Source organism: Bradyrhizobium sp. (genome assembly GCF_030693485.1).
GTDB lineage: Bacteria > Pseudomonadota > Alphaproteobacteria > Rhizobiales > Xanthobacteraceae > Bradyrhizobium.
Window position 1 is genome coordinate 1 of sequence record NZ_JAUYAN010000149.1, and the last position, 7,358, is coordinate 7,358.

The 7,358-nt window shown below is 64.2% G+C and carries 8 protein-coding genes and 1 pseudogene; all 9 read right to left on the bottom strand.

The genetic code is table 11. The features are described from left to right. Nucleotides 1-374: pseudogene (locus Q8N40_RS10840) on the bottom strand (threonine synthase); the annotation flags it as partial. Nucleotides 375-652: 278 nt separating this feature from the next. Continuing rightward, nucleotides 653-1,894 (bottom strand): threonine ammonia-lyase, encoded by a 1,242-nt coding sequence (locus tag Q8N40_RS10845; protein ID WP_305711819.1) that lies wholly within the window; start codon nt 1,892-1,894, stop codon nt 653-655. Nucleotides 1,895-1,899: 5 nt separating this feature from the next. Beyond that, nucleotides 1,900-2,691 (bottom strand): SURF1 family protein, encoded by a 792-nt coding sequence (locus Q8N40_RS10850; RefSeq protein ID WP_305711820.1) that lies wholly within the window; start codon nt 2,689-2,691, stop codon nt 1,900-1,902. Next, entirely contained in the window at nt 2,688-3,077 is a 390-nt protein-coding gene (locus tag Q8N40_RS10855; protein WP_305318690.1) for a DUF983 domain-containing protein, read from the bottom strand. Before Q8N40_RS10855 ends, Q8N40_RS10850 begins: the two co-directional genes overlap by 4 nt. Before the next feature lie 144 nt (nt 3,078-3,221). Continuing rightward, the gene (locus Q8N40_RS10860; protein ID WP_305711821.1) at nt 3,222-4,049 is read right to left on the bottom strand and encodes a cytochrome c oxidase subunit 3; all 828 of its coding nucleotides are present in this window, start codon (nt 4,047-4,049) and stop codon (nt 3,222-3,224) included. A gap of 104 nt (nt 4,050-4,153) precedes the next feature. Continuing rightward, entirely contained in the window at nt 4,154-4,837 is a 684-nt protein-coding gene (locus Q8N40_RS10865) for a cytochrome c oxidase assembly protein (RefSeq protein WP_305711822.1), read from the bottom strand. Between the two features lie 13 nt (nt 4,838-4,850). Beyond that, the gene (locus Q8N40_RS10870) at nt 4,851-5,015 is read right to left on the bottom strand and encodes a CoxF protein (protein WP_305319976.1); all 165 of its coding nucleotides are present in this window, start codon (nt 5,013-5,015) and stop codon (nt 4,851-4,853) included. Between the two features lie 15 nt (nt 5,016-5,030). Further along, complete coding sequence (locus Q8N40_RS10875) at nt 5,031-5,966, bottom strand: heme o synthase (RefSeq protein WP_305711823.1); 936 nt, start codon at nt 5,964-5,966, stop codon at nt 5,031-5,033. Between the two features lie 57 nt (nt 5,967-6,023). After that, nucleotides 6,024-7,358: cytochrome c oxidase subunit 1 (locus tag Q8N40_RS10880; protein WP_305711824.1), on the bottom strand; the 1,335-nt coding region annotated here is incomplete at its 5' end.

Sequence of the window (7,358 nt, forward strand, 5' to 3'; positions counted from 1 at the left end):
TCCATCAGCCGCGAGATCAACTGCATCGCGACGTCCTTGAACGCCAGCGTCGGGCCGTGAAACAGCTCCAGCATGAATTGATTGGGACCGGTCTGGTCGAGCGGAACCACGGCGGGATGGCGGAACGTGGCGTAGGCCTCATTGGCCATGCGGCCGAGATCGGCATCGGAGATTTCGCCGCCGACGAAGGGCCTGATGACCTCGACCGCGACTTCCCAATAGGGCCGGCCGAACAATCCGGCGATGGCTTGCGGAGACAATTGCGGCCAGGTCTCGGGCACATAGAGGCCGCCGTCGCGGGCCAGCCCGGTCAGCATCACATCGCAGAAACCTAGCGTGGGGGCCTCCCCGCGCGTCGAAATATACCGCGTCAAACCGCCCTCCAAAGGCGCAAGGCCATCGCCAAGCCTTTGATATTAATGGATAATGTGACCTTGCTGATTGCAAGATCGTGCGGCACCATAAGCGTTTTTCGGACAATGGGAAATGGCAGTTGCGAGGCCATGGGCTATGGGGTCCCGGCCTTCGCCTAGCCTTCGCCGGGACGAGGGGAAACCTGCCGTCGTTGCGAGCGTCAGCGAAGCAATCCAGCGCAGGCGGATGCCGTTGGTCTTGACAGATTGCAGGTCGAATTCCAGCGAACTAATCCTCGCTAATGCCCGCCGACATCTACATCGATGTTGGCCGCCTTCAACGCGGCAATGACCGATGCAAGATGGGACCGGTCCTTGGTCTCGATCACCACCTCAAGAACCACAGCCTTGGCCGGTAGATCGGTGAAGATGCGCTGATGCGACACCTCGACGATGTTGGCGCCGCTCTTGCCGAGAACCTCGACGACCATGCCGAGCTGACCGGGCCGGTCCACGATGTCGAACTTCAGTTGCGACAGGCGGCCCTCCCTCGCCAGTTGGCGGGTCAGCACACCTGACAGCAGCCGGGTGTCGATATTGCCTCCGCTCAGCACGAGGCCTAACGCGCGGCCCTTGAAGCGCTCCGGGTCAGCGAGGACCGCTGCCAGACCGGCAGCGCCGGCGCCCTCTGTCACGGTCTTCTCGATGGTTATGAGAAAGCTCAGCGCATGCTCGATCTGCTGTTCGCTCACCAGCAGGATGTCATCGACCAGCGCGCGCACGATCTGCGAGGTGATACGGCCAGGCGCCTTGACCGCGATGCCCTCCGCCAGCGTATCGCCGCGCATCGGCAATAGCTGCCCCTTGATCAGGTTGTACATCGACGGATAGAGCGTTGCCTGCACGCCGATGATCTCGATGCTGGGCTTGATCGTCTTGGCGGCGACCGCCATGCCGGAGATCAGGCCGCCTCCGCCGATCGGCACGATCAGGACGTCGAGCTCGGGCACCGAGGCCAGCATTTCCAGCGCGATGGTGCCCTGACCGGCGACGATCAGGGCATCATCGTAGGGATGGACGAACGTCAGTTGCTGTTGGCGACAAATCCCGGTGGCGAGGGCGGCGGCCTCCTCAAGGGTTGCTCCACCTTCGATCACGTCAGCACCATGCCGGCGGGTATTCTCGATCTTCACGGTCGGCGTTCCCACCGGCATGACGATGGTTGCCGGTATTGACAGGTTGGCGGCGTGATAGGCCACACCCTGGGCGTGGTTGCCGGCCGAACAGGCAATCACCCCTCGTCGTCGTTCATCAGCGGACAGTCCCGACAGCCGATTGAGCGCCCCGCGCTCCTTGAAGGTCGCGGTGAACTGCAGGTTTTCAAACTTGAGCCAGATATTGGCACCGGTGATGTCGGACAGCGTGCGGCTACGCTCGAAGCTGGTCCGCTTCACCAAACCTTCGAGCACGCCCGCCGCCGTCACGATGTCGCGCAGCGTGACCGGCAACTGCGCAAGGGAGGTTGTCAGCGTCTCGTTCATCTTTGTCAGGTCTCAGGTAGTGGTTTTGCACGCGCCGAGCGCTGCCCAAATAACCACACTCCGAACGCGATCACCACGGCGCCCGCCAGCCCGAACCAGGTGATGATGTATTGCATGTGGTTGTCCTTGAGACGAACCGTGAGCGGGCCGGGTTTCGGGATGCCGCTCGCCGGCACCGGGGTTTCGAGGTCGATGTAGAACGGCGCGACCGGCTTGCCGCCCTCGTCCCAGCCGAGCGTCCGCACCATCGCCAGATGATCGCGGCTGAACCACAGCCGTTTGGCCATGTTCTCCGGCGGCGTCAGCGTGCCCGCGCTTTCGGGAAAGCGGAGGTAGCCCGTCAGCGTCGCAGGCTCCCCGGTGATCAGCCGCGTCACCGCGCGATCCTGCTGGGCGCGGTCCTGCATCGTGTTCTGCACGAAGCCGGCATTGATCACGACGATCTCGCCGGAGGGCAGCGTTGCGGGCAGGAACGCCCAGGTACCGGGGCCGGTGATATCGTCGCGTACCGCCGAGCCGGCACTGTAGACCATCGCATCCGGACGGGGCTGCCAGGTCGCGACAAAACGGACGCGGCGGAATTCATCGCGGGCCGGCGCCAGCGCGCTCCATTGCGAGGCCTGCGGCAGCGCGCCGGGAGCCGACGCGAGGCGTTCGGTCAGGGCCGCGATCAACGTTTGCTTCTCGGCGCGGCGCTGCAGCTGCCACACCCCGAGACCGACGCACAGCGCCACCAGGGCCAGCGAGAAAATGCCGAAGCCAACGACGCCGCGGCGCGTCCCGATGATCCCGCTCATTTCGGCTCGCGATCGATCAATTGGCCGGGCGCCGCCTTGTGGTGGAACTGCAGCGCGATCAGCAGCGACTTCATCGACCGCATCGGCAGCAATGTGGTCGCGAGGATCAGCGGCAGCCAGAGGACGGCATGCAGCCAGAACGGCGGCTGGTACTTGATCTCCACGATCAGGGCCGATCCGACCACGATGGCGCCGGCGATCATGATCAGGAAAATCGCGGGCCCGTCGCCGCTATCGATGAAGGCATAGTCGAGCCCGCAGGACTCACACCGCGGCCGCAGGTCGAGGAATCCCGCATACAATTTGCCCTTGCCGCAGCGCGGGCATTTGCAGGCGAGACCGCGCATCGCGCTTTCGGTGACGGTGGGCAGGGTAGAGTCCGGCATTCATTTTTCCATGGCGAGCGGGTTCGTATCCCCGACGCGGTGCGGCGTCTCTTCAATTCCCCCTCCAGGGCAGGGCAAGAACGGAAAAGGGCGGCCCTTCGGCCGCCCCCTTGTAGCACAGTGGACGAGGATCAATGGGTCGCGTTACCGGCCCCAGACGTAGATGGCGATGAACAGGAACAACCACACCACGTCGACGAAATGCCAGTACCAGGCGGCGAATTCGAAGCCGAGGTGCTGGGTCGGCGTGAAGTGCCCGGCATATGCGCGGAACAGGCAGACCAGCAGGAAGATGGTGCCGACCAGCACGTGGAAGCCGTGGAAGCCGGTGGCCATGAAGAAGGTGGCGCCGTAGATATTGCCGGCGAAGTTGAACGCGGCGTGGCCGTATTCATAGGCCTGCACGCAGGTGAAGGCCGCGCCGAGCAGGACGGTGAGGATCAAGCCCCATTTCAGGCCCTGGCGGTCGTTCTCCAGCAGCGCGTGATGCGCCCAGGTCACCGTGGTGCCCGAGGTCAGCAGGATCAGCGTGTTCAGCAGCGGCAGGTGCCAGGGATCGAAGGTCTCGATGCCCTTGGGCGGCCAGACGCCGCCGAACAGCGCCTCGCGGGTGGCATGGACGGCATCGGCCGGGAACAGCGCCGAGTTAAAGTAGGCCCAGAACCAGGCGACGAAGAACATCACTTCGGAGGCGATGAACAGGATCATGCCGTAGCGATGGCTGATCTGCACCACCCGTGTGTGATCGCCCTTGTGCTGGGCCTCCTGGATCACGTCTTTCCACCACGCCGCCATGGTGTAGAGCACGCCGATGGTGCCGATGCCGAAAACGATCGGGGCTGCGCCGAACATCTTGTGCATCCAGGCGACCGCGCCGACGGCCATGATGAAGGCCGAGATGGAGCCGACGATCGGCCACGGGGAGGGATCGACGAGGTGGTAGTCGTGGTGCTTGACGTGCGCCGTAGCCATTGCGGTCTCTCCGTTAGCGGTGCCGTGCTATTCGGCACGTATTCGTCTCAAAAATCAAATCCCGTCCCCGAAGATTTTTCCGAGATCCCTGGAGATCTCGGCAATCAGAGACTGCCCTTGCGCTTGTCCGGCTCGCTCGCCGCCACCGGCTTCGGCGCCGTTTCGCGCATGGGGTAGAAAGTGTAGGACAGGGTAATGGTATTCAAGCCGTCGTTCTCGCTGTCCGCGGCCAGCGCCGGATCGACGTAGAACACCACCGGCATCTGGCGTTTTTCGCCTGGCGCCATGGTCTGATCGGTGAAGCAGAAGCAGTTGATCTTCTGGAAATACGCCCCGACCGTCAGCGGCGCCACATTATAGGCGGCCTGCCCGGTGGTCTCGCGTGCCGAAATGTTGGTCACATTGTAGAACACGGTGAAGACTTCGCCGATCCGGACCTCGATCTCGGTCTGCTCCGGCTCGAACTTCCAGGGCAGCCCCGGCCCGACATTGGCGTCGAACCGCACCGCGATCTTGCGCGCCAGCGGCGCGCCTGACGGAGCCGAGGTCGCGACCTGGGTGGTACCGTTGAAGCCGGTGGTGCGGCAGAACCAGTCGTAGAACGGCACCGCCGCGTAGGACGCGCCGACCATCAGCACCACGACGAAGCCGCAGAGCGAAGCCACCGCCGCGTCGCGGCCAAGCCCGCGCAGCGATACAAGCCCGCGCAGTGGAAAGATCCGGCGGCGTTCGGCGGTGGCTTGGCTCGTGGTCGCCGGTTGCGGCGGCATCGTCGGCTGGCGCTCCATGTCGATCATCCCGTCACATTGGCCGCAGCATCACCGCAGGTCCCTTGACCACGGTGACCGCGAAAAACAGCACGACCAGCACGGCGAGCGCCAGCGCGATGGCGATCGAACGCTCACGGCGGGTTTTCTTCTGCGCCTCGGTGAGGACGATTCCGTCTGGCATCTGCTTGTCATCCATTCGCTCATGCGCCCCCTACCAGATCGAGGGTGCAACGGCATGGACGACGACCTCGAGCAGCAAGGTCGCGAACAGCACGAACAGATAAACGATCGAGAAGGCGAACAGCTTTCGGGTGGCGCGCAACGCCTGGCTACCGGTGCGATGCCGGTAGACGTTGACCGCGAGCGCGAACATGCCGGCGCCGAGCGCCAGCGACATCAGGCCGTAGACGGCGCCGAAATAACCGAGCGGCCACGGCGCCACCGCAACCGCCACCAGCACGACGGTATAAAGCAGGATCTGCAGCCGCGTCGCATCGGGACCGGCGACCACCGGCAGCATCGGCACCCCGGCGCGGGCATAGTCGTCGTTGCGAAACAGCGCCAGCGCCCAGAAATGCGGCGGGGTCCAGAAGAAGATGATCAGGAACAGCAGCAGCGGCTCCACCGACAACGAGCCGGTCGCCGCCGCCCATGCCACCACAGGAGGCAGCGCGCCGGCAGCGCCGCCGATCACGATGTTCTGCGCGGTCCAGCGCTTCAGCGCTATGGTGTAGATCACGACGTAGAAGAAGATGGTGAAAGCCAGCAATCCACCGGCCAGCCAGTTGACGAGGACGCCGAGCGTCATCACCGAGAAGAACGCCAGTATCAGGCCGAAGGCGAGCGCCTCCGGGCGCGAGACGCGGCCGCGCGGGATCGGTCGGTTGACGGTGCGCGACATCAGCGCGTCGATATCGCTTTCGTACCACATGTTGAGCGCGCCCGAGGCGCCGGCGCCGACCGCAATGCAGAGGATCGAGGTGAAGGCCAGCACCGGATGGACGTGGCCCGGCGCGATCACGAGCCCGACCAGCGCCGTGAAGATCACCAGCGACATCACCCGCGGCTTCAGCAGCGCGATGTAGTCGGCAACACTGGCCTCCGAGATGCGAGGCAGTTCGATGGCGTTGTGGTCGATAACCGACAAGACAGGTCTTTCTTCCGTTTAAGTGCGCGGCGCAAACGATGCGCCGCGCATTGCCGATTACTGCACGCGGGGCAGCACTTCGAACTGATGGAACGGCGGCGGCGACGGCAGCGTCCATTCCAGCGTGGTGGCGCCCGCCCCCCACGGATTGGCGGCGGCCTGTTCCTTCTTCACGAACGCCAGGATGACGCCGTAGATGAAGATCAGCACGCCGAAGCCGGAGAGGTAGGAGCCGAGCGAGGACACCAGGTTCCAGCCGGCGAAGGCGTCGGGATAATCGACGTAGCGGCGCGGCATGCCGGACAGCCCGAGGAAGTGCTGCGGGAAGAACACCAGATTGACGCCGACGAAGGTGACCCAGAAGTGCAGCTTGCCGATGAACTCCGAATACATGTAGCCGGACATTTTCGGGAACCAGTAGTACCAGCCGGCGAAGATGCCGAACACGGCGCCGAGCGACAGCACGTAGTGGAAGTGCGCGACCACGTAATAGGTATCCTGCAGCACGCGGTCGACGCCGGCATTGGCCAGCACCACGCCGGTCACGCCGCCGACCGTGAACAGGAAGATGAAGCCGATCGCCCACAGCATCGGCGTCTTGAACTCGATCGAGCCGCCCCACATCGTCGCTATCCAGGAGAAGATCTTCACGCCGGTCGGCACCGCGATCACCATGGTGGCGGCGACGAAATAGGCCTGGGTCGCCGACGACATGCCAACGGTGTACATGTGGTGCGCCCACACCACGAAGCCGATGCCGCCGATCGCGACCATCGCATAGGCCATGCCGAGATAGCCGAACACCGGCTTCTTCGAGAAGGTCGAGATGATCTGGCTCACCATGCCGAACGCCGGCAGGATCAGGATGTAGACTTCGGGGTGGCCGAAGAACCAGAACAGATGCTGGAACAGCACCGGGTCGCCGCCGCCTTCGGCGGAGAAGAAGGTGGTGCCGAAATTGCGGTCGGTGAGCAGCATGGTGATGGCGCCGGCCAGCACCGGCAGCGACAGCAGCAGCAGGAACACCGTGACCAGGATCGACCACACGAACAGCGGCATCTTGTGCAGGGTCATGCCCGGCGCGCGCATGTTGAAGATCGTGGTGATGAAGTTGATGGCGCCGAGGATCGAGGAGGCGCCGGCCAGATGAAGCGACAGAATCGCGAAATCGACCGCCGGTCCGGGATGGCCCGAGGTCGACAGCGGCGCGTAGATGGTCCAGCCACCGCCGTCGCCGTTGGCGCCCGGCGGACCCTCGACGAAGGTGGACATCAGGAGCAGCGCGAACGAGGCCGGCAGCAGCCAGAACGAGATGTTGTTCATGCGCGGGAACGCCATGTCGGGCGCGCCGATCATCAGCGGCACGAACCAGTTGCCGAAGCCGCCGATCAT